This window comes from Nonomuraea sp. NPDC052116 (genome assembly GCF_040680035.1).
Taxonomy (GTDB): domain Bacteria; phylum Actinomycetota; class Actinomycetes; order Streptosporangiales; family Streptosporangiaceae; genus Nonomuraea; species Nonomuraea angiospora_A.
Genome location: NZ_JBFAWA010000016.1, coordinates 241,675 through 262,075 on the forward strand (window position 1 = coordinate 241,675; position 20,401 = coordinate 262,075).

The 20,401-nt window shown below is 72.4% G+C and carries 22 protein-coding genes; 14 read left to right on the forward strand and 8 right to left on the reverse strand.

Annotation, left to right across the window (positions count from 1 at the left end; translation table 11 throughout):
* Positions 1-175 precede the first annotated feature (175 nt).
* Together AB0L65_RS29715 and AB0L65_RS29720 are read right to left on the reverse strand one after the other, a co-directional pair.
* The gene (locus AB0L65_RS29715) at positions 176-826 is read right to left on the reverse strand and encodes a response regulator transcription factor (RefSeq protein WP_364251574.1); all 651 of its coding nucleotides are present in this window, start codon (positions 824-826) and stop codon (positions 176-178) included.
* Positions 827-887: 61 nt separating this feature from the next.
* The gene (locus AB0L65_RS29720) at positions 888-2,033 is read right to left on the reverse strand and encodes a sensor histidine kinase (RefSeq protein ID WP_364251577.1); all 1,146 of its coding nucleotides are present in this window, start codon (positions 2,031-2,033) and stop codon (positions 888-890) included.
* Between the two features lie 124 nt (positions 2,034-2,157).
* Here AB0L65_RS29720 and AB0L65_RS29725 point away from each other — a divergent pair, with 124 nt between their 5' ends.
* Positions 2,158-2,997, forward strand: a complete 840-nt coding sequence (locus AB0L65_RS29725) for a type II CAAX endopeptidase family protein (RefSeq protein ID WP_364251580.1) — start codon at positions 2,158-2,160, stop codon at positions 2,995-2,997.
* A gap of 29 nt (positions 2,998-3,026) precedes the next feature.
* Positions 3,027-4,397 carry an amidase gene (locus AB0L65_RS29730; protein ID WP_364251583.1) on the forward strand — a complete coding sequence of 457 codons (1,371 nt, stop codon included), beginning with the start codon at positions 3,027-3,029 and terminating at the stop codon, positions 4,395-4,397.
* Positions 4,398-4,413: 16 nt separating this feature from the next.
* On the opposite strand, the gene AB0L65_RS29735 is transcribed toward AB0L65_RS29730, so the two are convergent.
* A complete protein-coding gene (locus tag AB0L65_RS29735; RefSeq protein WP_355191768.1) occupies positions 4,414-4,935 on the reverse strand; it encodes a hypothetical protein in 522 nt (173 codons plus the stop codon).
* Between the two features lie 63 nt (positions 4,936-4,998).
* Between AB0L65_RS29735 and murA the strand changes: the two genes are divergently transcribed.
* Positions 4,999-6,309 carry a UDP-N-acetylglucosamine 1-carboxyvinyltransferase gene (murA, locus tag AB0L65_RS29740; protein ID WP_364251586.1) on the forward strand — a complete coding sequence of 437 codons (1,311 nt, stop codon included), beginning with the start codon at positions 4,999-5,001 and terminating at the stop codon, positions 6,307-6,309.
* A gap of 53 nt (positions 6,310-6,362) precedes the next feature.
* Entirely contained in the window at positions 6,363-8,591 is a 2,229-nt protein-coding gene (locus AB0L65_RS29745; RefSeq protein WP_364251589.1) for a transglycosylase domain-containing protein, read from the forward strand.
* A gap of 6 nt (positions 8,592-8,597) precedes the next feature.
* Here the strand turns inward: AB0L65_RS29745 and ybaK are convergent, their stop codons facing one another.
* Both ybaK and AB0L65_RS29755 read right to left on the reverse strand, forming a co-directional pair.
* A complete protein-coding gene (gene ybaK, locus AB0L65_RS29750; protein WP_350729233.1) occupies positions 8,598-9,053 on the reverse strand; it encodes a Cys-tRNA(Pro) deacylase in 456 nt (151 codons plus the stop codon).
* A gap of 59 nt (positions 9,054-9,112) precedes the next feature.
* The gene (locus AB0L65_RS29755) at positions 9,113-9,856 is read right to left on the reverse strand and encodes a helix-turn-helix transcriptional regulator (RefSeq protein WP_364251592.1); all 744 of its coding nucleotides are present in this window, start codon (positions 9,854-9,856) and stop codon (positions 9,113-9,115) included.
* 53 nt (positions 9,857-9,909) lie between these two features.
* Here AB0L65_RS29755 and AB0L65_RS29760 point away from each other — a divergent pair, with 53 nt between their 5' ends.
* On the forward strand, positions 9,910-11,034 hold the full coding sequence (locus AB0L65_RS29760) for an MFS transporter (RefSeq protein ID WP_364251595.1): 1,125 nt from the start codon (positions 9,910-9,912) through the stop codon (positions 11,032-11,034).
* A gap of 25 nt (positions 11,035-11,059) precedes the next feature.
* On the opposite strand, the gene AB0L65_RS29765 is transcribed toward AB0L65_RS29760, so the two are convergent.
* The 3 genes from AB0L65_RS29765 to AB0L65_RS29775 form a co-directional block, all read right to left on the reverse strand.
* Complete coding sequence (locus AB0L65_RS29765) at positions 11,060-12,541, reverse strand: trypsin-like peptidase domain-containing protein (protein WP_364251598.1); 1,482 nt, start codon at positions 12,539-12,541, stop codon at positions 11,060-11,062.
* Between the two features lie 103 nt (positions 12,542-12,644).
* Entirely contained in the window at positions 12,645-13,655 is a 1,011-nt protein-coding gene (gene ligD / locus AB0L65_RS29770) for a non-homologous end-joining DNA ligase (protein WP_364251601.1), read from the reverse strand.
* Between the two features lie 48 nt (positions 13,656-13,703).
* Positions 13,704-13,898 carry a hypothetical protein gene (locus AB0L65_RS29775; protein WP_364251604.1) on the reverse strand — a complete coding sequence of 65 codons (195 nt, stop codon included), beginning with the start codon at positions 13,896-13,898 and terminating at the stop codon, positions 13,704-13,706.
* A 387-nt stretch (positions 13,899-14,285) separates the two neighbouring features.
* Here AB0L65_RS29775 and hisD point away from each other — a divergent pair, with 387 nt between their 5' ends.
* From hisD to hisF, 9 genes are read left to right on the forward strand one after another with little or no spacing between them, the layout of a single operon-like run.
* Positions 14,286-15,602, forward strand: coding sequence for a histidinol dehydrogenase (gene hisD / locus AB0L65_RS29780; RefSeq protein WP_364251607.1), 1,317 nt, complete (start codon positions 14,286-14,288; stop codon positions 15,600-15,602).
* Positions 15,599-16,669 carry a histidinol-phosphate transaminase gene (locus AB0L65_RS29785; RefSeq protein WP_364251610.1) on the forward strand — a complete coding sequence of 357 codons (1,071 nt, stop codon included), beginning with the start codon at positions 15,599-15,601 and terminating at the stop codon, positions 16,667-16,669. The genes hisD and AB0L65_RS29785 overlap by 4 nt, the downstream gene beginning before the upstream one ends.
* Positions 16,666-17,259, forward strand: coding sequence for an imidazoleglycerol-phosphate dehydratase HisB (gene hisB / locus AB0L65_RS29790; RefSeq protein WP_350726235.1), 594 nt, complete (start codon positions 16,666-16,668; stop codon positions 17,257-17,259). The genes AB0L65_RS29785 and hisB overlap by 4 nt, the downstream gene beginning before the upstream one ends.
* The gene (locus AB0L65_RS29795) at positions 17,256-17,411 is read left to right on the forward strand and encodes a hypothetical protein (RefSeq protein ID WP_350726237.1); all 156 of its coding nucleotides are present in this window, start codon (positions 17,256-17,258) and stop codon (positions 17,409-17,411) included. The genes hisB and AB0L65_RS29795 overlap by 4 nt, the downstream gene beginning before the upstream one ends.
* Positions 17,402-18,040 (forward strand): imidazole glycerol phosphate synthase subunit HisH, encoded by a 639-nt coding sequence (hisH, locus tag AB0L65_RS29800; RefSeq protein ID WP_350726239.1) that lies wholly within the window; start codon positions 17,402-17,404, stop codon positions 18,038-18,040. The genes AB0L65_RS29795 and hisH overlap by 10 nt, the downstream gene beginning before the upstream one ends.
* Before the next feature lie 28 nt (positions 18,041-18,068).
* The gene (locus AB0L65_RS29805; protein WP_364251614.1) at positions 18,069-18,398 is read left to right on the forward strand and encodes a hypothetical protein; all 330 of its coding nucleotides are present in this window, start codon (positions 18,069-18,071) and stop codon (positions 18,396-18,398) included.
* Positions 18,399-19,121, forward strand: coding sequence for a bifunctional 1-(5-phosphoribosyl)-5-((5-phosphoribosylamino)methylideneamino)imidazole-4-carboxamide isomerase/phosphoribosylanthranilate isomerase PriA (gene priA / locus AB0L65_RS29810; protein WP_364251617.1), 723 nt, complete (start codon positions 18,399-18,401; stop codon positions 19,119-19,121).
* A 21-nt stretch (positions 19,122-19,142) separates the two neighbouring features.
* On the forward strand, positions 19,143-19,553 hold the full coding sequence (locus tag AB0L65_RS29815; RefSeq protein WP_355191788.1) for a Rid family hydrolase: 411 nt from the start codon (positions 19,143-19,145) through the stop codon (positions 19,551-19,553).
* A complete protein-coding gene (gene hisF, locus AB0L65_RS29820) occupies positions 19,550-20,311 on the forward strand; it encodes an imidazole glycerol phosphate synthase subunit HisF (protein ID WP_355191790.1) in 762 nt (253 codons plus the stop codon). Before AB0L65_RS29815 ends, hisF begins: the two co-directional genes overlap by 4 nt.
* Positions 20,312-20,401: the final 90 nt, after the last annotated feature.

Genomic DNA, 20,401 nt, shown 5'->3' on the forward strand with positions numbered 1-20,401 from the left:
GGGCCGGGATCCGTCTGGGAGCGTGACGGCGGCTGTCGTGGTCTCCGGGTGGGGGTGCGATCCGCTTGGGGGCGTGACGGCGGTCGTAGCGGTCTCCGGGAGGGGCTGGGAACCGCCTGCGGGTGTGATGGTGGTCGTCCGCGGCTCGGGCCCGTGCGTGATGGGGTGGCGGGGGTCAGGAGGGTGGGGGGTCCTTGAGGTGGAGGGCGAGGCGGGTGCGGTCGCGGAGGGCGTATTTGCGGAGGAGGCTGGAGACGTGGTTCTTCACCGTGCCCTCGGTGATGCGCAGCCGGGCCCCGATCTCGCGGTTGGAGGCCCCCGCGGCGATCAGCGCGGCCACCTGCGCCTCCCGGGCCGACAACCGGTCCCGAGGCGCGGCCGGCGGAGGCGGCGCGGGCGGCGTGCGCCGGAGCTCGGCGACCAGGCGGGCGGCCACCGGTGCGGCCAGCACCGTCTCCCCGCGGCCGGCGCGGCGGACGGAGTCGATCAGCTCCTCCGGCGTGCAGTCCTTGAGCAGGTAGCCGACGGCGCCGCCGCGCAGCGCGCCGAAGATGTAGTCGTCCTCGTCGAACGTGCTGAGCACGATCGCGGCCACTCCTGGGTGCCGGGCCGACAGGCGGGAGATGAGCTCGACGCCGTCCATTCTGGGCATCCTGGCGTCCACCAGCGCCACGTCCGGGCGGCACTCGGCGGCCACCAGCAGCGCCTCCTCGCCGTCGGCGGCCTCGCCCGCCACCTCGATGCCGTCCTCGATCTCCAGCATCTTGCGCAGGCCCTGCCGCATCAGCTCCTGGTCGTCGACCAGCAGCACCTTGATCGCCCTCACGCCGCCACCTTCACAGGGACGGGCAGCTCCGCCCGCGCCTCCAGCGGCACCCTGATCGTCCTCACGTCGCCACCTTCGCCCGGACGGGCAGCTCCGCCCGCACCTCGAAGCCGCCGCCCGGCCGGTCGCCCGCGACCAGGGTGCCGCCCACGGCACGGGCGCGCTCGGCGAGCGAGCTCAGGCCGAACCCGCCACGTCCCTCGCGGTCGCGGCCGTTGCCGTCGTCGGCGACCGCCAGGACGACGGCCTCGCCGGAGAAGGTGAGCGTGCCGTCGACGTGGCGGGCCCCGGCGTGCCGGACCGCGTTGGTGAGCCCTTCCTGCAGCACGCGGTAGAGCACCAGCTCCACGTCGGGCTCCAGGGGCACCTCGCCGCCCACCACGTCGAAGGACACCGCCAGCCCCGTGCCGTCGAACGACGCCGCCAGCCGCTCCAGCGCCGCGCTGCCGACGCGGCCCTCGAGCGCGAGCGGGCGCAGCGCGCGGACCCACCGGCGGGCGTCGGCCAGCGCCTCCACGGTCAGCTCCTTCGCCTGGCGCACCTCGTCCCAGGCGGCGTCGGGGCGGCGCGAGCGGAACCGCTCGGCGTTCTCCAGGCTCAGCTTGATCACCGTCAGGTGGTGGCCGATGGAGTCGTGCATCTCGGCGCCCATCCGCGCCCGCTCCTGGGCGACCGTCAGCTCCCTGATCCGGGCCAGCAGCCGCCGCGCCTCCTCCCGCCTGCGCCGCGCCTCCAGCACGGCCGACGTCATGCCCAGCACGAACGCGGCGAAGACGACGGTGACCACCGTCTGCACGGTGGCCTCCGGAATGCCGTGGGCCACCGCGGTCGTGACGAAGAGCCCGCCCGTCAGGCAGCCGACGATGACGGCCGCGGTCCGCATACCGTGGACGAACGCCACATTGGCGATCGCCAGGAGCGTCAGCAGCTGATGGATCTCGGCCGAACCCGTGAACCCCAGGGCGAACGTCGCCAGCAGGAACGCCACCGGCAGAGGCCGCCGCCACCCTTCGCGGCGCCGCCAGGGCAGCAGCAGCCACAGCACGGCCACGAGCGCGAGGTTGACGCCGAAGGGTACGGCCCATGGCGGCGTCGAGGGCTCGGCCGCGTACGCGACGGCCCCGGTGGCGGCGAGCACCACCCAGAACACGACGGTGAACAGGACGGGCCGGTCGGGGACGCGCAGCCGGGCCAGGGGACGCTGCATGGCTTCGACCATAGTTTCCCGCGAGGGCGTTGTGATCCTCCTTGAGGACCCATGACGAAGGTCATGGCGGGTTCAGACCGCAGGCCGATGTGCGGCGTCGCGGGGCTCCCTAGCGTGGCGGTCCATGAAAGCCACTCATCCTGTCTGGGCCGTGCTGATCACCGTCGCCGCGATGTTCGCGCAGGTGCTCGCCGCGAGCCGTCTCACAGGTCTGTTCCTGGACGCGGGCAGCCCTCTCTACCTGCCGGTCGCCGTGACCGTCACCACGCTGACGTCGCTCGGGCTCGTCTACCTGATCCGCCGCTTCCTCGGCCGCCAGTCGTGGCGGGGCGTGGGGCTCACGAGGTCCTGGCGGGCCGTGCCGCACCTGCTCGCGGGCGTCATGGCGGGCGCGGCCGCGATAATCGCCGCCAACGGGCTGTCGGTGGCCCTCGGAGTGGCCACCCTGACGCCGTGGTGGGACTTGGTGGGCCCCCAACTGCCCTGGGTGTTGCTCAACGTCGCCATAGCCCTGCTCGGGCAGGCGTTCCCCGAGGAACTGCTGTGGCGGGGGCACCTGTTCGACACGCTCTCGGGCCGACTGTCCCCGAGGACCGTGCTGATCGTGGTGTCCGTGTGCTTCGGCGCGCTGCACATCATCTCCGGGAGCGCGGCGGACACGCCCGCCGAACGCCTGCTCTACGTGCTCCATGCGACCGCCCTCGGCTTCGCCGGCGCGGCGGCGCGGGCGCGCACCGGAGCGGTGTGGATGGCGGTCGGCGTGCACACCGGCTACCACACCGGCAACATCGTGCTCCCGACCCAGGACATCCAGTACGGCGTGCAGCTCGTCATCATGGCCGCCACGCTCACGGTCACCGGCCTGCTCATCCTGGCCGGACGGAGGGGTGGCCACACCGAATCCGTGAGCGGTGGTGATCCGACGAGCGGTCGCGACCGGAGTGGGCAACCCTCGCCGTCGTAGCGCCACGGCTCGTGGGGCAGGATCCAAGGGTGAGCGAACTGCACTACTCGACCGCGACCGAGCTGGCGCACCTGATCAGGACCAGGCAGGTGAGCGCCGTCGAGGTCGTCCAAGCCCACCTCGACCGCATCGAGCAGGTCAACCCGCGCGTCAACGCCATCGTGACCCTGGTCGCCGAGCAGGCGCTCGACGCGGCCAAGGCGGCCGACGCGCGGGAGCCGGCCGGTCCGCTGCACGGCCTGCCCGTCGCGCACAAGGACCTCGTCGACACGGCCGGCATCCGCACCACGTACGGATCGCCGCTCTTCGCCGACAACGTCCCGGCCCAGGACGACCTGATCGTCCGGCGGCTGCGCGCCGCCGGGGCCATCACCATGGGCAAGACCAACACACCGGAGTTCGGCACCGGCTCCCACACCGTCAACGAGGTGTTCGGCGCCACCAGAAACCCCTACGACCTGTCCAAGTCCGCCGGCGGCAGCAGCGGGGGCGCCGCCGCGGCCCTGGCCACCGGCATGGTCCCGCTGGCCGACGGCTCCGACATGGGCGGCTCGCTGCGCAACCCGGCCTCCTTCTGCAACGTCGTCGGCCTGCGCCCCACCCCGGGCCGCGTCCCCGACCCGTCCGACACCAACGCCTGGTACACGCTGTCCGTGCAGGGGCCGATGGCCAGGACGGTCGAGGACGTCACGCTGATGTTCGGGGCGATCGCCGGGTTCGACCGGCGCTCCCCGTACTCGATCAAGGAGGTCTTCGCCCCCGAGCCGGAGGAGGGCGTGCGGGGGCTGCGCGTGGCGTGGAGCCCGGACCTGGGCGGCCTGCCGGTGGACCCGAGGACGGCGGAGGTCACCGCGACGGCGCCGGCGGTGTTCGAGCGGCTGGGGGCCCTGGTCGAGCAGGTCGAGCTGGACCTGTCGGAGGCCGAGGACGCGTTCCGGACCTACCGGGCGTGGAACTACGCGCTGTCCTTCGGCGACGTGACCGGGCTCGGCCCCAACACCGCGTGGAACGTCGAGCAGGGCCGCAAGGTCACCGGCGCCGACCTGGCCCGGGCCGAGCGGGGCCGCAGCCGCCTCTACCAGCGGATGGCCGCGTTCTTCGACACCTACGACGTGCTGATCACGCCCGTCAGCCAGGTGCCGCCGTTCCCGGTCGAGCAGCCCCACGTCAGCGAGATCAACGGGGAGCCGATGCCCGACTACCTCGCCTGGATGCGCTCCGCGTACTGGATCAGCGTGCTGCACGGGCCGGCCGCGTCCGTGCCGGCCGGGTTCACGGCGGACGGGCTTCCGGTGGGGGTGCAGATCGTGGGCCGGCCGTTCGAGGACGCCAGGGTCCTGCGCGTGGCCCGCGCGTTCGAGCAGGCCACCCGCCACGGCGAGCGCCGCCCGCCGCTGTAACCGCCGTACGGGCGGCTTAGAGGGGTTCGGGCGGGTCGCCGTACGGGTGGCGCAGCGGCGACTCGCGGTACCCGTGCATGCCCTCCAGGAACCCGAACAGCCCCACCGCCAGCAGCGGCCAGGACACCAGCACGCCGGAGGCCGTCAGCTTCAGCGCGCCCGGGACGACCTTCACCCCGGGCGTGGCGGCGGCCTCGATGACGACCGCCCCGATCGTGAACGTGGACCCGACCCACAGCGTCAGCATCGCCCCCAGGACGCCGCCGGCGCAGAGCCCGAGCAGCACCGGCAGCATCCACCGCCGCGCCGCGAACCACGCGACCCCGCCGCACAGCAGCCCCAGCCCGCCGGTGATCACCGCGAACCACCCGTCGGCCGCGATCAGCGCCTGCGTGGACGGGTCGGCCAGCACCGTCCCCTGATCGGTGACCTGGTACGGCGCCCGTGGCGTGATCCCAGACCAGACCAGCCCGGCGGCCGCTCCGAGAGTGGCGAGTGCGAGGACAGTTACCGCGAAAGCGCGCACTTCCCTCGTCACGCCACTCCCCCTTACATGTGTATCCGAATCAGCTCGATGGTATCCCCCGGCTAGGCTCGCTTCGTGATTGCAGAAGAGGTCTGGTTGATAGAACCCTCCGGCCCGCTCCGGGGGGACGTCGAAGTACGCGGCTCCAAGAACGGAGTCTCCAAGCACATGGTCGCCGCCATGCTGGGCGGCGGGGAGAGCAGCATCCACAACGCCCCGGAGGTGGGCGAGGTGGAGATCACCGCCGCCATGCTGCGGGCGCTGGGCATCCATGTCGAGATCTCCCGCACGGAGATCAGGATCGCGCGGGGAGAGGCGATCGAGCCGAGGGTGCCGGACGCGTTCACCGGCCTGAACCGCATCCCCATCCTCATGCTCGGCCCGCTCCTGCACCTGGCGGGGGAGGCGTTCGTCCCGCTGGTGGGCGGCGACCCGATCGGGCGGCGGCCGGTCAACTTCCACGTGGAGGCCCTGCGCGCGATGGGCGCCGAGGTGGAGGTGGGCGACACCGGCATCTTCGCCAAGGCCGGCCGGCTCCACGGCACCCGGATCGAGCTGCCGTACCCGAGCGTCGGCGCCACGGAGACGGTCCTGATGTCGGCGGTCCTGGCCGAGGGCAAGACGGTGCTGAAGAACGCCGCGATGGAGCCCGAGGTGGTGGAGCTGGCGCTGTTCCTGCAGCGGATGGGGGCCAGGATCGAGCTCTCCCCCGACCGCAGGATCGTCATCGAGGGCGTCGAACGGCTGCGCGGCGCCTCCACCTGGCTGACCGGCGACCGCATCGAGGCGTTCTCGTACCTGGCGGCCGGCCTGGTCACCGGGGGAGAGGTGCGGGTGCACGGCTGCCCGCAGGACCGCCTGGTCACCGCGATCACCACGCTGGCCAGGATGGGCGCCCAGTTCGACATCAACGACGAGTACCTGTGCGCCACCGCGCCGCCCGAGGGGCTGCGCTCGGCGGCCGTGCAGACCGACACCCACCCCGGGTTCATGACGGACTGGCAGACGCCGCTCATGGTGCTGTTCACGCAGAGCCAGGGCATGTCGGTGCTGCACGAGACGGTCTTCGAGAACCGCCTGGTGTACGTGCCCGCGCTGCAGAAGATGGGCTGCGAGATCGAGGTGTTCGACCAGTGCCTGGGCGGGCCGGCCTGCCGGTACCACGACACCAACGCCAGGCACTCGGCCGTCGTGCGCGGCGTGTCCAAGCTCAAGGGCGCCGACGTGACGCTGCCCGACATCCGGGCGGGGTTCTCGGCCGTGCTGGCGGCCGCCGTCGCCGACGGGCCGTCCACGCTGCGCGGAGTGCACCACATCGAACGCGGTTACCACCGGCCGTTCGAACAGTTCGCCTCGCTCGGTCTGCACATCCGCAGGCAACGGTAAACAGGTGACAAGCGGGCGTTTGGCGCGGATCCGGACGTCGCAGATCATGTGACGTGACCGTACTCAGATCCGTCGGCGCGCTCGGGCTGGCGGGGGCGCTCGGAGGGGTGCTGACCGCGGCACTGGCCGCGCCCGTGGTGAGCGGGGGCGGCATCGCCGCCAAGAACGTCGCGAGCACCTTCGTCGACCTGCCGCCCGCCCCGCGTGAAGAGCCTCTGGACCAGGTGACCAGACTGCTGGACAAGGACGGCAGGACGTTCGCCCAGTTCTACGAGGCCAACCGGACGGCCGTGCAGCTGAGCGCCGTCGCCCCGGTGATGCGCAAGGCGATCGTGGCCATCGAGGACGCCCGCTTCTACGAGCACGGCGGCCTCGACATCCGGGGCACGTTCCGGGCGCTGCTCACCAACACGCAGGCCGGCGGCATCAAGCAGGGCGGCTCGTCCCTGACGCAGCAGCTCGTCAAGAACATCCTGATCGAGGCCGCCCGCACCGAGGCCGAGCGCGACCGCGCCCGCGCCCCGAACCTGGCCCGCAAGATCACCGAGCTGCGGCTCGCGCTGGCGCTGGAGAAGAAGTACCGCAAGGACGAGATCCTGGAGCGCTACCTCAACATCGCCTACTTCGGCGCCGGAGCCCACGGCGTGGAGGCGGCGGCCAGGCGCTTCTTCTCCACGTCGGCCTCCCGGCTGACCCTGGGCCAGGCGGCCACGCTGGCCGGCGCGGTGCGCATGCCGTACTCGACCGACCCCTCGCTCGGCCGGGACCATCGCGAGCGCCTGAAGACGCGTCGGGACCTCGTGCTCGACCGCATGGCCGGGCTGAAGCTGATCAGCCCGCAGGAGGCGGCGAGCGCCAAGGCCGCGCCGCTGGCCATCAAGCTCAGGCCCGAGCCCGGCGGGTGCGAGCAGAGCGCCTATCCCTTCTACTGCCTCTACGTCCAGCGCGAGCTGCTGTCGAACCCCGTCTTCGGCAACACCGAGGCCGAGCGGCGGACCAGGATGGCCAGGGGCGGCCTGACGATCAGGACGAGCCTCGACCCGATCGCGCAGAGCGCCGCCGAGCAGGCCATCCGCCGCCACGTCTGGCCGGAGGACACGGAGGTGGCCGCCGAGGCCATGGTCGAGCCGCGAACCGGGAGGATCAGGGCGATAGCGGCCAGCAAACGCTTCGGCCGCAACCCCGGCAACCGGAAGAACGGCCCCAAGACCACCTTCAACCTGGCCGCGGACGTGGCGCACGGAGGCGGTCAGGGGTTCCAGGCCGGGTCGACGTTCAAGGTGTTCACGCTGGCCACGGCGCTCCAGCAGGGGTGGCGGTTCGGCGACGGCTTCAACACCCCGGGCGAACTCGTGCCCGGGCAGGGCTACCGCGACTGCGCGGGCCACGCCGTGAACGACCCGGACACCCGCATACTCAACGCCACCGGCGAGGGCTCCGGCGGCCCGCACAGCATCGAGACCGGCACCTGGAAGTCGGTGAACATCTTCTACATGATGCTGGAGCGCAAGGTCGGGCTCTGCAACGTGGTGCGGACGGCCAAGGCGCTCGGGATCGCCAGGGCGGACGGGGAGCCGCTGAAGGAGGTGCCCACGTTCACGCTGGGCGTGAACGAGATGGACCCGGTGACGGTGGCGGCGGCGTTCGCGGCGTTCGGGGCCAGGGGGATCTACTGCCGGCCGCTGGCGATCGTCGAGATCGTCGGCAGGGACGGGCGGCGCACCCACGTGCCGCCCGCGTGCGAGCGCGCCATCGAGGAGGAGGTCGCGGACGCGGTCAACTACGTGCTGGAGGGCGTCTTCTCCAAGGGCACCATGCAGGGCCAGAGCATCGGGCGGCCGGCCGCCGGCAAGACGGGCACCAACAACGGCTACACCTCGGCCTGGTTCGCCGGCTACACGCCCGCGCTGGCGGCGGCGGTCAGCGTGGGGGACATCCGCGGGTCGTACCGCTTCCCGCTGCAGGGGGTGCAGATCGGGGACGACTACTACGGAGCGGTGCAGGGGGCGTCGCTGCCCGGGCCGATCTGGGTGGAGTCGATGGAATCAGCGTTGCGGGACGTCGAGCCCAAGGGCTTCTCCGGGCCGGACATGGCCCGCTTCGGCGGCGGCAACACGCCGGGGCTGGAGCAGGCGCTCGCCGAGGAGGAGCGGAAGAGGCGCGAGGCGGAGGGCGGCCGGGGACGCGGCGACCACCCCTTCTTCTGGGGGCGCCGGCGGCTCTTCGAATGGCTCGTCGGCCAGTCGCCCCTGGAGAGGTCGGAGCCCGGGCGGCGGCGATGAGCGCGGTCAGGAGGACTTGCCGATGGGGGCGGTGACGGCCCTGGTGAGCGTGATGAGGTTGTCGGGCGCGGTCTCGATCTGGAGGCCGCGCTTCCCGGCCGAGAAGTAGATCGTCTCGAAGTCGAGCGCCGAGGAGTCGACCACCGTGGGGAGTTGCTTGCGCTGGCCCAGGGGGCTGATGCCGCCCACGACGTAGCCGGTGACGCGCTCCACCTTGGCGGCGTCGGCCATGGCGGCCCGCTTGCTGTTGAGAGCGCCGGCCAGGGCCTTGAGGTCGAGCTTGCCCGACACGGGCACGACCGCCACCGCCAGCCCGCTCTCCACCTCGGCCACCAGCGTCTTGAAGATCCGCTCGTACGGGACGCCGAGCGCGTCCGCGGCCTCCTCGCCGTAGGCCTGGGCCGAGGCGTCGTGCTCGTACGGGTGGAGCGTGAACTCGGCCTTGGCCTTGGTCAGCGCCATGGTGGCCGGGGTCCCGCCCTTGCCTTTCGATTTGCTCACAGGATCCGATTGTAGCGAATCTACAATGTAAAGGCCCTGCCCGGGGTGTACCCGAACGCCCGCCCGAACACGTCGATGAACGCGCTCGCGGAGGCCCACCCGCATCGGTGGGCGACAGTGGTCACGGCGACGCCGTCGGCCAGCAGGAGCAGCGCGTGGTGCAGGCGGAGCTGGGTGCGCCACTGCGGGAAGCTCATGCCCAGCTCGCGCCGGCACAGCCTGGCCAGCGTACGGTCGCTGGTGCCGGCCTGGACGGCCAGCTGCGCCAGGGTCCTGCTGTCGGCGGGGTCGCGGTGCAGGATCGCGCAGACGGCGGCCAGCCGGGGGTCGCGGGCGGTGGGCAGGTGCAGCCGCTGCTCGGGGGCGCGCTTGAGCTGGTCGACGAGTACGGCCCACAACCTCTCGCGCTCCCCGCCGTCCGGTGGGGGCGGGTCGTCGGCGGTGTAGGTGATGATCAGCTCGCGGAGCAGGGGGCCGACGCCGAGGACGGTGGGGTGGCCGAGGCCGAGGGGGTTGTCGGCCAGGCCCACCAGGCACAGGTCGGTGTCGCCGTGGGCGCGGTGTTCGTGGACGGTGCCGGCCGGGATCCAGATGGCGCGGTTGGCCGGGGCGACCCAGGTGCCCGCGCCGGTGGTGACCGAGAGCACGCCGCGGCAGGCGTAGACGATCTGGTGGGTGTCGTGCCGGTGCGCGTCGATGCCCGCACCCGGCGCCAGCGGCCGCCGCCCCGTCGGCGCTTCGGGCAGATGGCGGATTGCCGTCATGAATTGGCATTTTATCGGAAGCGGGCCAGCCGCCACCGGGAAAGGATCGGGGGGTGAACAGGACCCCCATGCTCGCCGCCGGCCACGCGGCCGTGGACTTCTACCAGGGCGCCGTCCCCGCGCTCGTGCCCTTCCTGGTGGCCGGCCGTGGCTACGGGTACGTCGCCGTGTCCGGCATCGTGCTGGCCGCGACGCTGCTGTCGTCGGTCGTGCAGCCGGTGTTCGGGGTGCTGACGGACAGGTGGCGGATGCCGTGGCTGATCCCGGTGAGCACGCTCGTCGCGGGCGCCGGGGTGGCGCTCGGCGGGCTGACGGACTCCTACGTGCTGACCTGGCTGGCCGTGGCGCTGTCCGGTCTCGGCGTGGCGGCCTACCATCCGGAGTCCGCGCGGCTGGCCAGGATCGCGAGCGAGGGCAGCCACGTGCGGATGAGCTGGTTCTCGCTGGGCGGGACGCTGGGGTTCGCGTCGGCTCCCGTGCTGGTGACGCCGTTGCTGGCGGGGTGGGGGCTGGGCGCCTCGCCGTTCCTGGCCGCGCCGGCGGTGCTGGGGGCGGTGGCGACGCTCCCGGCGGTCCGGGCGCTGGCCGGGGGAGGGCCGGCGGCGCGGGCCGCGGCGCCGGTGTCCGGCCGGGACGACTGGCCGTCGTTCGTGAGGCTGACGCTGGTGATCGTCTTCCGCTCGGTCGTGTACGTCGGGTTGAGCGCCTTCGTGGCCCTCTACATGGGCGGCGGGGCGGCCGGCGCGGTGGCGCTGTTCGTGCTGTTCGCGGGCGGGGCGGTCGGGACCGTGCTGGGTGGCAGGCTGGCGGCCCGGTGGGGGCGGCTGCGGACGATGCGCCTGGCCTACGCGCTGGCGGTCCCGGCGGTCGCGGGGGTGGTGCTGGCGCCGGGACCCGTCGCGTACGTCTTCGTCGCGGCCTCGTCGATCGCCCTGTATGCGCCGTTCTCGCTGCATGTCACGCTGGGCCAGGACTTCCTGCCCACCCGGGTGGGCACGGCCGGCGGCGTGACCCTGGGGCTCGCGGTGAGCGTGGGCGGCCTGGCCAGCCCGCTGGTGGGCGCGCTCGCCGAGGCCACCACGTTGCGGACGGCGCTGGCGTGCCTGATCGTCTTCCCGGCCCTGGCCTGGCTGCTGGCCAGGACGCTGAAGGAGCCGGTGCTGGAGCCCGCCGCCTGACCACCCATCGCCCGGGAGTCGCCGGTCAGCGGCGGTAGGTGGAGAGGGCGAGGGTGCTGGTGTTGTCGACCTGGTTCGTGTCGAGGCGGGACGAGTCCACGTGCGCGGTGACGCGCGGGTAGCGGGCGGCCCGGCGGGTCACGCGGACGCGAGCCGTGAGCTGGACCGGGCGCCCGGGGTGGATGGCGGCGATCGTGCAGGTGGCCTGCCTGCCCGAGCGTTTGCACGAGGCGCCGTTCACCGAGGACAGGTGCGTACCGGCCGGGAGGTTGAACGTGACGGGCACCTGGGCGGCGCCCATCAGCCCGCCCATGGTCACGGTGGCCCTGACGTTCGCGGTGCCGCCGCCGCGCCTGACCGCGCGGCGCGGGCCCGAGGTGCTGATGGACAGCGCGTCGTACACCCCCTGCGGGTCGGCCTGCTTGATGATCGCGCCGTAGCTCTCGGCGTTGAGGGCGTTCGCGACGGAGTAGCCGTCCGCGCCGCCGTCCTCCGTGCCCGCCGACAGCACGCCCATCAGGTCGTCGGTGTCTCTGAGCAGCCACGGGCCGCCGCTGTGGCCCTTGAACAGGTGGCAGTTGTGCGTCTCCATGCGTCCGCCGGCCGACGTGGCGGTGATGCGGGAGGCGAAGAGGGTGCCGGTGTCGGCGATGCCGCCGGCCGGCTCGGTCTTGGCCAGGCACCAGAGCTGCTCCTGGCCGTCGTACGGCTTCCTGCCGGCCACGCCGGGGTAGCCCGTCGTGGCGACGGTGTACGCGCCGCCCTGGTTGCGGATCGGGGTGAAGGCGCCGACGGCGTCCTGGAGCGTGCGGCTCTTCCTGCCGACCTCGATGAGGGCGATGTCGTAGTGCGAGTTCCAGTCGCCGCCGCTCATGCCGGTGTAGGGGTCGGGCTTCCACGCCCGCCGGGCGCCCCACCGCCCGTACGGCTCGCGGCCCCGCACGTCGGCGGCCTGCCCGTCGTACGCGGGCACGAACGCGAAGTTCGTGTGCCACTGGCCGGCCGACGCGCCCAGCGGCACGCTGTACACGCAGTGGGCGGCGGTGACGATGAGCAGCCCGACCGCCGAGCGCACGACGGACGCGCTGCAGGAGTCGTCCAGCCCGCTGGAGTTGACGTAGAACAGCCGGCCGGTGACGCGGCTCTGGGTGGCGGCGGTGTACGGGCGGGACATGGGGGCGTAGCCGTTGGCGTCCCCGCCCGGGGTGATCCGTTTGCCCTCCGGCACGCTGCGCAGCTGACCCAGCGCCTCCAGGCTCTTCGGCAGCTCCATGACGCCCTGGGCCCGTGCTTTCAGGCTCTTGGGCAGCTCCGTGGCGTTGGCCTGGGCCTGCTTGCTCGCGGTCCAGTAACGCACGGCGCGGGCGGGGCGCATCAGCGGGGACGACGCGGCGCCCCAGGCGCGGTCCTGGACGGGTGTCAAAGGGGGCTGCTGCCCGGCGGTCGCGGGCACCGCGAGCGCGACGCCGGCCAGCGTGGTGAGCGTGGTGACCAGGACCTTCGGCACGGTGTCCCCTTTGAGTGAAATCGGCAACGTCTCGATCACTCTAGGTTACGAAATGCAGACGAAGCGTAGTTAGGCGCTCCGTGTCGCCATAGCGTCTCAGGGCTCAGCCGGCCGCGGCGTCGCCGGTGCGGCCGGGGGGCAGGAAGTCGGCGGTACTGGTCTCCGACGGCTCGCGATCGGGCCGCAGCCCGCGCCACGACGGGTGGCGCAGGCGGCGGTCGCCGGTGACCTCGGCGTACTGCACCTCTCCGACCAGGCGCGGCTCCACCCAGCGCGCGTCCCTGGCGTGCTCGCGCGGCACCGGCTCGTCGAACGGCGGGTCGGCGCGTTCCAGGGACGCCAGGAGCTCGCCCAGGTCGCGCAGCATGACCTCGGTGAACCCGGTCCCGACGTGCCCCACGAACCGCAGCCGTCCCCGCTGGTCGTAGGCGCCCAGCAGCAGCGACCCGATCATCCCCGAACGCCGCCCGCCCCCCGGCTTCCAGCCGCCGATCACGACCTCGGCGGTGCGGACGTTCTTGACCTTCGTCCAGTCGCCGCTGCGCCGGCCGGGCCGGTACGGCGAGCCCATCCGCTTGCACACGACCCCTTCGAGCCCGAGCTGCCGGGAGGAGTCGAAGGCGAGCCCGGCGTGGTCGGCGAACCACACGGGCACCTCCCAGCGGTAGCCGGGCGTGAACGTGGTCTCGAGCAGCTCCCTGCGGGCGCTGTAGGGGCGGGAGACGGTGCTGTCCTCGTCGAGGTGCAGGATGTCGAACGCCATGAACGTCACCGGCACCGACCTGGCCAGTTCGGCCACCGCCGCCGGGTTGCGCTGGTGCATCCGGGGCTGCAGCGCCTCGAAGCTGGGCCGCCCGGTCTCGTCGAACGCCACGATCTCCCCGTCGATCACGGCGGCGTGCCCGCCGGTGGCGCCGGCCATGAGCTGGAGCTCGGGGTAGGCGGGGGTGATGTCCTTGGCGTTGCGCGACATCAGGCGGACGGCGCCGCCCTGGAGGTAGGCGAGGGCGCGCACACCGTCCCATTTCATCTCCACGGCCCAGTCCGCACCCTGGACGGAGGTCAGGGTGCCGAGCTGCGCCAGCATGGGCGCGTAGGCCGGCAGCCGCACCATGGTGCAGGCCGTACCCCGGAGGGCTGATCGACAGTGGCGGGCCGGGGTCTACAGATGGTCAAGCGCGGTGTCCTCGACGAGCTCGGCCAGGTCCACGCCGTGGGCGGTGAGCTCGGCGACGGTGGCGCAGTAGCCCTGCAGGTACGTCGTGCCGTTGACCCGGTGCGAGACACGCAGCAGCGGGCGATCGTCCAAGATGATCGCCTCGATCAGGATGCCGCCGAGGGCTCGCCACTGTCCCACCCGGGTAACTGTAGGGGCGCGGACAGAATGGACACGTAATGGGAAAGTACGCACCTGGCCTTGCCGGGCGGGGTGATGGCTTTTCCGGGACATGGGCGCTCGACCTTTGGGTAAAGAGAAATTGGCGCCTTTTTAGGTGTTCGGCGTTATCGGGGGGTTCGGGGCGGGCAGGGGTGACGGCTCTCGGCTTTCCCGGCCGTGGCCATGCCCCCGCGACGGCCACGGCGATGCCCCGGCGGGCCCGGTCCGGGGCTGTGGCGGCCGCGGGCTGCGACGTCGGCGAGCGTCGCCCGCGGCCGCCCTCCGCACCGCCGGGTGAGGGGCGGCACGCCATCCCGGATGGTGGACAGAACCTGATTCAGGGGCCGGACTCCGTAGACTGTGATGGTGATTTCCCGTATTGACATGCGTGGTTCTCTTCCGGAGAACCTGCGCGACGTGCTGCCCCGCGCCGAGCTCGACGTCGAGGCCGCCCTGGAGAAGGTGCGGCCCATCTGCGACGACGTGCGCCATCGCGGGGCGGCAGCCGTACGGGAGCTGACCGCCAGGTTCGACGGCGTCGAGATCGCCTCCACCCGCGTCTCCGCCGAGGCCATCGACCAGGCCCTGCGTGAGCTCGCCCCCGAGGTCAGGGCGGCACTGGAGGAGTCGATCAGGCGGGCCAGGCTGGTCCACCGCGACCAGCGGCGCGCCGACGTCACCACCCAGGTCGTGCCCGGCGGCACCGTGACCGAGCGGTGGGTGCCGGTCGACCGGGTGGGCCTCTACGTCCCCGGCGGCCGCGCGGTCTACCCCTCCAGCGTGGTCATGAACGTCGTCCCGGCGCAGGAGGCCGGCGTCGGCTCGCTGGCCGTGACCAGCCCGCCGCAGAAGGAGTTCGGCGGGCTGCCGCACCCCACGATCCTGGCCGCGTGCGCGCTGCTCGGCGTGGACGAGGTCTACTCGGTGGGCGGGGCGCAGGCGGTGGCCATGTTCGCCTACGGCACGGAGGAGTGCCCGCCCGCCACGATGGTGACCGGTCCGGGCAACATCTGGGTGGCGGCGGCCAAGCGGCTGCTCAAGGGGCGCATCGGCATCGACTCCGAGGCGGGCCCGACCGAGATCGCCGTCCTGGCCGACGAGACGGCCGACCCGGTCCACGTGGCCGCCGACCTGATCAGCCAGGCCGAGCACGACCCGATCGCCGCCGCTGTGCTGGTCACCACCAGTGTTGAGCTGGCCGACGCGGTCGAGAAGGAGCTGCCGGGCCAGGTGTCGGCGACCAGGCACTCCGAGCGCATCGCCGAGGCGCTGGGCGGCCGGCAGTCGGGCATCGTGCTGGTCGGCTCCATCGACGACGGCATCAAGGTCGTGGACGCGTACGCGGCCGAGCACCTGGAGATCCACACCGCGAACGCCGCGGAGATAGCCGGAAGAATCCGGAACGCCGGGGCCATCTTCGTGGGCCCGTACGCTCCCGTGTCGCTCGGCGACTACCTCGCCGGGTCCAACCACGTGCTGCCCACGGGCGGTTGCGCCTGCCACTCCAGCGGCCTGTCGGTGCAGTCGTTCCTGCGCGGCATCCACGTCGTCGACTACACCCGCGACGCCCTCGCCGACGCGGCGGCCCACGTGTCGGTCCTGGCGGACGCCGAGGACCTTCCGGCCCACGGTGCCGCGATCCGCGCCCGATTCGACTGGCAGATTCCCACGGAGACCGCGTGAACCTCGACGACCTGCCCATCCGGGACGACCTCCGGGGTAAGTCGCCGTACGGCGCGCCCCAGATCGACGTCCCCGTCAGGCTCAACACCAACGAAAACCCCTACCCGCCCTCGCCCGAGCTGGTCGCCGACCTGGCCGAGGCGGTCCGGGAGAGCGCGGGCGAGCTCAACCGCTACCCCGACAGGGACGCCACGGCCCTGCGCGCCGACCTGGCCGGCTACCTCGGCCACGGCCTGACCACCGAGCAGGTGTGGGCCGCCAACGGCTCCAACGAGGTGCTCCAGCAGATCCTGCAGGCCTTCGGCGGCCACGGCCGCACGGCCATCGGGTTCGAGCCCTCGTACTCGATGCACCCGATCATCACCAGCGGCACCAGCACCGAGTGGATCTCGGCCAGCCGCGAGGACGACTTCTCGATCGACCCCGGCAAGGCGACGGCGGCGATCGAGGAGCACCAGCCCGACATCGTGTTCCTGGCCTCGCCCAACAACCCGACCGGCACCGCCCAGCCGCTCGAGACCATCAAGGCCGTCCTGGCCACCACCCGGGGCATGGTCGTGGTCGACGAGGCCTACGCCGAGTTCGCCCGCGAGGGCACGCCGTCGGCGCTCACCCTGCTGCCCGAGCACCCCCGGCTGATCGTCACCAGGACGATGTCCAAGGCGTTCGCCATGGCGGGCACCCGGCTCGGCTACCTCGCCGCCCACCCGGCCGTGGTGGAGGCGCTGCTGCTGGTGCGCCTGCCGTACCACCTGTCCACGCTCACCCAGGCGGCGGCGCGCGTGGCGCTGCGGCACCGCGCCGAGCTGCTCGGCACGGTCGACGCGCTGCGGCGCGAGCGCGACGACACGGTCGCGTGGCTGCGCTCCAAGGGCCTGGCCGTGGCCGACTCCGACGCCAACTTCGTGCTGTTCGGGCGCTTCCCCGACCGGCGCAAGGTGTGGGAGGGGCTGCTGGAGCGCGGGGTGCTCATCCGCGAGGTGGGCCCGCCACAATGGCTGCGGGTGTCGATCGGCACCGGTGAGGAGATGGCGGCCTTCCGCGCCGCCCTGGAAGGAGTCTTGTGAGTCGCGTAGGCCGCGTCGAGCGCGTTACGAAGGAGACCTCGGTCCTGGTGGAGGTCGGCCTCGACGGCACCGGCCGGGTCGAGGTGGCCACCGGGGTCGGCTTCTTCGACCACATGCTGGCCCAGCTGGGCAAGCACGGGCTGTTCGACCTGACGGTCAAGACCGAGGGCGACCTGCACATCGACTCCCACCACACGATCGAGGACACCGCGCTCGCGCTGGGCGCGGCGTTCCGCGAGGCGCTGGGCGACAAGTCGGGCATCAGGAGGTTCGGCAGCGCGTCGTGCCCGTTGGACGAGTCGCTCGCCCAGGTCACCGTCGACCTGTCCGGGCGTCCCTATCTCGTGCACTCCGAGCCCGAGGGCATGGCGCCGATGATCGGCCCCGAGTACGACACGACGATGACCCGCCACATCCTGGAGTCGCTCGTCGCGCAGGCCGCGATCTGCCTGCACGTCCACGTCCCCTACGGCCGCAACGCCCACCACATCGTGGAGGCCCAGTTCAAGGCCCTGGCCAGGGCGCTGCGCGAGGCGTCCGAGCTCGACCCGCGCGCCACGGGCGTGCCGAGCACCAAGGGCGTCCTGTGACCGAGAACACCATCGCCATCGCGATGGTGTTCATCGGGCTGTTCCTGATCGGCGGCGTGTTCTCGCTGGCCAAGCAGGGGCTGAAGATCGGTGCGGCCGTCTGCGCGCTGGGCGCGGCGATGGCGATCACGGCGGGGGTGCTGTGGTGGTAGGCAAGAAGGTCGTGGTGCTCGACTACGGGTCGGGCAACCTGCGCTCGGCCGAGCGGGCGCTGGCCAGGGTCGGCGCCGACGTGACCGTCACGTCCGACTTCGACGCCGCCATGGACGCCGACGGGCTGGTGGTGCCGGGCGTCGGCGCGTTCGAGGCGTGCATGACCGGGCTCAAGAGCGTGCGCGGCGAGCGGATCATCGGGCGGCGCCTGTCCGGCGGGCGTCCGGTGCTGGGCATCTGCGTGGGCATGCAGATCCTGTTCGCCCGGGGCGTCGAGCACGGCGTGGAGACCGAGGGCTGCGCCGAGTGGCCGGGCACGGTGGAGCGGCTGGAGGCGCCCGTGCTGCCCCACATGGGGTGGAACACGGTCAAGGCGCCCGCCGACAGCGTGCTGTTCGCCGGGCTCGACGCCGCGACCCGCTTCTACTTCGTGCACTCGTACGGGGTGCGCGAGTGGGAGCTGCACGCCGGCGAGGGGTTCGCCGAGCCGCTGGTCACCTGGGCCGAGCACGGCGTCCCGTTCGTGGCCGCCGTCGAGAACGGCCCGCTCAAGGCCACCCAGTTCCACCCCGAGAAGTCCGGCGACGCCGGAGCCGTGCTGCTGAAGAACTGGCTCGGCACGCTGTGAGCGCGCCGATCAGCCGATCCAGGCTCTCATGAGCAAGGAACGCGCGCGCCGCAGGGCCGAGCGGGAGGCGGAGCGGGCGCGCGCGATCCGGGCCAACGAGGAGCGGCAGGCGCGCCGGGCCCGCCGCCGCGCCCTCCTGGCCCGGCTGACCCCGCGCCCGGTGCGGTTCTACCGCCAGGGCGGCCTGATCGCCCGCCGCCACCGCGCCCAGAACATCGTGGTCGCGCTGGGCTTCCTGTTCGTCCAGGCCATCGTGTGGCTGATGTGGGGCTCGCTCCCGCTCAGCCTCGCCGTCCTGGTCTTCTCGCTGCTGCTGGTGCCCGTTGTCGTGACCCTCGCTTTCGACCGGAGGATCTGAATGTCGCTCGTATTGCTGCCCGCCGTGGACGTCGTCGACGGCCAGGCCGTACGCCTGGTGCAAGGCGAGGCCGGGACCGAGACCGGCTACGGCGAGCCCCTGGCCGCCGCGCTGGCCTGGCAGGAGGCGGGCGCCGAGTGGATCCATCTGGTCGACCTGGACGCCGCGTTCGGCCGGGGGAGCAACCGGGAGCTGCTCGCCGACGTCATCGGCCGGCTCGACGTGAACGTGGAGCTGTCCGGCGGCATCCGCGACGACGACTCCCTGGCCGCCGCGCTGGCCACCGGCTGCCGCCGGGTCAACATCGGCACCGCCGCCCTGGAGAATCCCGAGTGGTGCCGGAAGGTCATCGCCGAGCACGGCGACAAGATCGCGGTCGGGCTCGACGTGCGCGGCACCACGCTGGCCGCCCGCGGCTGGACCGAGGACGCCGGTGACCTGTGGGAGGTCCTCGACCGCCTCGAGGCCGACGGCTGCCCCCGTTACGTCGTCACCGACGTGACCAAGGACGGCATGCTGAAGGGCCCCAACCTCGACCTCTACCGCCGGATCCTGGCCCGCACCGGCCGGCCGGTCGTGGCCAGCGGCGGCGTCTCCTCCATCGACGACCTGGTCGCGCTCGCGTCCCTCGTCCCCGACGGGCTGGAGGGCGCCATCGTGGGCAAGGCCCTCTACGCTCACGCGTTCACACTGGAAAACGCGCTAGCCGCAGTACGTGTGTAGCTCTTGCCGGGAGGGGGCGAGATGAGCGTCAGCATCTTTGGTATGGAAAGCACCGGTCGCAGGGTGTTTTCCGGCGGTATCTGGGAGGAGCGGTACGGCTATGCCCGTGCCGTCGTGGCGGGTGACCGGGTGATCGTGTCCGGCTGCACCGCCACGGTCGACGGAGAGGTGCGCCATGTCGGCGACGCCTACAGACAGAGCCTGACCGCGATCGACATCGCGCTGGAGGCCGTCCTGATGGGCGGTCTGACCAGCGAGGACGTGGTCATGGTCCGTTACTATGTGGTGGAGCAGCGCCACTTCGACCTCGTCGGGCAGGCCATCGGCGAGGTCTTCGGCAAGGTGCGCCCCGCCTGCACCGGAGTGAGGGTGGCCGGGCTGGTCGACCCGAGAATGCTGGTCGAGATCGAAATCGAGGCACACCGAGCATGACCGTAGCCGTAAGAGTCATCCCCTGTCTCGACGTGGACGCCGGCCGCGTGGTCAAGGGCATCAACTTCGAGAACCTCCGCGACGCGGGCGACCCGGTCGAGCTGGCCAGGCGCTATGACGAGGAGGGCGCCGACGAGCTGACCTTCCTCGACATCACCGCCTCGTCCGGCGAGCGGGAGACCATGCTCGACGTGGTGCGCAGGACCGCCGAGCAGGTGTTCATCCCGCTCACCGTCGGCGGCGGCGTGCGTTCGGTCGAGGACGTCAACCGCCTGCTGCGGGCCGGGGCCGACAAGGTGTCGCTCAACACGGCGGCCATCGCCCGGCCCGAGCTGCTCACGGAGGCGTCCCGGCGCTTCGGCGCCCAGTGCGTCGTGCTGTCCGTGGACGCCCGCCGCGCGCCCGGCACCCCCAGCGGGTTCGAGGTGACCACGCACGGCGGTCGCCGCGGCACCGGGATCGACGCGGTGGAGTGGGCGGCCCGCGGCGAGGAGCTCGGAGTGGGGGAGATCCTGCTCAACTCGATGGACGGTGACGGCACGCTCGACGGCTACGACCTGGAGATGCTGCGCGCGGTCCGCGCCGCGGTGCGGGTGCCGGTGATCGCCAGTGGCGGCGCCGGCCGGCTGGAGGACTTCCCTCCGGCGGTCGCGGCGGGCGCCGACGCCGTGCTCGCGGCGTCGGTGTTCCACTTCGGCACGCTCAAGATCTCCGAGGTCAAGGACACGCTCCGGATGGCGGGCCACCCGGTCCGCTAGCCCCGTTTTCCGCACGTGAGGTTGTTTGAAGATCGCCAGGTTGCTGTGGTGATCGTCATCGCGGTATGACCTGGCTGGTGAGACAGCGTG

Excerpts from the sequence above, each read along its gene's own strand:
- AB0L65_RS29720 (WP_364251577.1), bottom strand. The coding sequence starts at position 2,033 with ATGCAGCGTCCCCTGGCCCGGCTGCGCGTCCCCGACCGGCCCGTCCTG.
- AB0L65_RS29725 (WP_364251580.1), top strand. The coding sequence starts at position 2,158 with ATGAAAGCCACTCATCCTGTCTGGGCCGTGCTGATCACCGTCGCCGCG.
- ybaK (WP_350729233.1), bottom strand. The coding sequence starts at position 9,053 with ATGGCGCTGACCAAGGCCAAGGCCGAGTTCACGCTCCACCCGTACGAG.
- AB0L65_RS29755 (WP_364251592.1), bottom strand. The coding sequence starts at position 9,856 with ATGACGGCAATCCGCCATCTGCCCGAAGCGCCGACGGGGCGGCGGCCG.
- ligD (WP_364251601.1), bottom strand. The coding sequence starts at position 13,655 with ATGGTGCGGCTGCCGGCCTACGCGCCCATGCTGGCGCAGCTCGGCACC.
- AB0L65_RS29805 (WP_364251614.1), top strand. The coding sequence starts at position 18,069 with ATGAGCAAGGAACGCGCGCGCCGCAGGGCCGAGCGGGAGGCGGAGCGG.
- priA (WP_364251617.1), top strand. The coding sequence starts at position 18,399 with ATGTCGCTCGTATTGCTGCCCGCCGTGGACGTCGTCGACGGCCAGGCC.
- AB0L65_RS29815 (WP_355191788.1), top strand. The coding sequence starts at position 19,143 with ATGAGCGTCAGCATCTTTGGTATGGAAAGCACCGGTCGCAGGGTGTTT.
- hisF (WP_355191790.1), top strand. The coding sequence starts at position 19,550 with ATGACCGTAGCCGTAAGAGTCATCCCCTGTCTCGACGTGGACGCCGGC.